1 protein-coding gene is annotated in these 393 nt (G+C 75.1%); it reads right to left on the reverse strand.

Annotated elements, in window-relative coordinates:
• The coding region (locus KBX53_RS35945; RefSeq protein WP_210864138.1) for a response regulator transcription factor at positions 1-302 on the reverse strand (302 nt) is incomplete at its 3' end.
• Positions 303-393 lie beyond the last annotated feature (91 nt).

Below are 393 nucleotides of genomic sequence, written 5' to 3' on the forward strand. Positions count from 1 at the left end.
CTGTCCAGCAGCGCCGCCGCGTACCCGGTCTGCACGTACTGGCTGAGCACCACGACCGGCAGCTGGGGTCGGTCGGCGCGCAACGCGACGGCCGCGCGCAGCCCGTCGTCGCGGCGGCCCGGTGGCATCCGGATGTCGGTCAGCACCAGGTCCGGTTGGTGTTCGCGGGCCGCGGCCAGCAGGTCCGGTGCGGAGCCGACGGCGGCGCAGACAGTGAAGTCGAAGCGGTTCAGCAGCGCCACCAGACCCTCGCGCAGCAGCACCTCGTCCTCGGCGAGCACCACCCGGGTCACCGACGGCATGGCAGCTCCACCCGCACCACTGTAGGCCCGCCGGCCGGGCTGGACAGCAGCAGCCTGCCGCCCACGGCGGCGACCGGGTCGGCGAGCCCGG

Origin of the sequence: Micromonospora sp. M51, assembly GCF_018070305.1 — a bacterium.
Lineage (GTDB): Bacteria > Actinomycetota > Actinomycetes > Mycobacteriales > Micromonosporaceae > Micromonospora > Micromonospora parva.